The organism is Faecalibacterium sp. An192 (assembly GCF_002160175.1).
GTDB lineage: Bacteria > Bacillota > Clostridia > Oscillospirales > Ruminococcaceae > Faecalibacterium.
The window spans coordinates 1-1,489 of record NZ_NFKB01000124.1 but is presented as its reverse complement, the minus strand read 5'-3'; the positions used below and the strand labels follow the sequence as shown (position 1 = coordinate 1,489).

The window sequence follows — 1,489 nt, the reverse complement described above, 5'->3', positions numbered from 1 at the left end:
GACTTGGACCTTGCTTTATACCAGGCGTTTGCTGCCGTTACTTCTTCGGACTGTCGTAACTGGTTTGCTTGTGCCGGTTATTGTTGATATTTTATGGGGTTGCTCTAGACATGAAACGCTCTACATCTTCGGCAAAGAACTCGAGCTTTTGGAGCGCTTCGGCTCAGAGAAAAAGCTGGTTTCATTGTACATCAAGTTTAACAAGCTTGATGGCAATTACGTGATCGTCGTCTCATTTCACGAGGCGCACTATCCTTTAAAAAAATATTTTCATTAAAAGGTCTATACTGCAAACCGAGCGCTTGTTTTTCTTTGAAAGGCTTAGTGACTCGGGTTGCTTTATATAATAATATTGGTTATATTAATTTAAGGAGGAAATATGTATGGAAGGGAGAAAAGATTTCTGTGAAAACTGCCGAACAGAAAGCAGTTATACGCTAAAAAAGATAAAAATCAACGAAACCATTCGCAATAAAGAGTATACTTTTGAAATTACCACTGCCGTTTGCGATAACTGTGGTTCAGAAATGGGAATTCCTGGTCTTATGGACTATAACGCACAGGAAATTGATGCACAATATCGCAAAGCAGAAGGAATCATTACTGTAGACGATATTCAGCGTTTGATGAAACTCTACAATATTGGCAAAGCGCCATTGTCGCTCGCTCTTGGATTCGGAGAGATTACCATCTCAAGGTATCTTGATGGCCAGGTTCCTTCGAAAGAATATTCTGATATTATGCTGCATGCTCTGGCATCTGCCACTTATATGAAAGCACTTCTGAATCAGAATCGTGATAAGGTTGGTGAAACAGCCTATAATAAAGCATACCTCGCAGCAATGCAGCTGGAAAACCTTTATGCTGCGATTCCGATGCCTTTGATGGCAGTTATTGCATATATTTTTTCTGCCTTGCATGAAGTTACGCCTTTAACTCTGCAAAAGCTGCTGTATTATATCCAAGGCAATTATGTTGCCATTTATAACCGTCCATTGTTCTCAGGAACATGTGAGGCGTGGGTACACGGTCCCGTCTACCGCAATGTTTATAACCTGTTCCGTGATTTCAAATACAATCCTATAGAGGATGATCGTTTTGCGCCATTAAGAGACGGGGTTCCTCCTCTTGAACCGGCTGCAAAAGCTGTGGTGGATCGAATTTTAAATACCTTTGGAATGTACAGTGGTAAGACTCTGGAAAGCATCACTCACAAAGAAGCTCCTTGGATCAACGCACGGAAAGGATTTCTGCCGGACGAATCGTCCCAGACTGAAATCACACTGGATGAGATGAAAAAATATTTTCATCAGGTGAATCTGAAATATGGCATTGAAACTGAAAATGGCTTAAAAGCGTATATCGCAGACATGCTCTAAACGTAACCGCTCCATAATCCCCCGACTGTAAAAAAGTACTGACCTGTGAGAAAATAAGAGAAAGTATCAAAAGTCTTAGAAGTCTTAGAAATCTGAGAAGTCTCGCAGGG

1 protein-coding gene and 1 pseudogene are annotated in these 1,489 nt (G+C 41.0%); both read left to right on the top strand.

Annotation, left to right across the window (positions count from 1 at the left end; genetic code table 11):
* A pseudogene (locus B5F27_RS17070) lies at window positions 1–277 on the top strand (hypothetical protein); the annotation flags it as partial.
* Window positions 278–383: 106 nt separating this feature from the next.
* Window positions 384–1,379, top strand: coding sequence for a type II toxin-antitoxin system antitoxin SocA domain-containing protein (locus B5F27_RS16190; protein WP_087369064.1), 996 nt, complete (start codon window positions 384–386; stop codon window positions 1,377–1,379).
* Window positions 1,380–1,489 lie beyond the last annotated feature (110 nt).

Bases quoted from the DNA above. Each gene is read 5' to 3' on its own strand.
- B5F27_RS16190 (WP_087369064.1), top strand. From the start codon at position 384: ATGGAAGGGAGAAAAGATTTCTGTGAAAACTGCCGAACAGAAAGCAGT.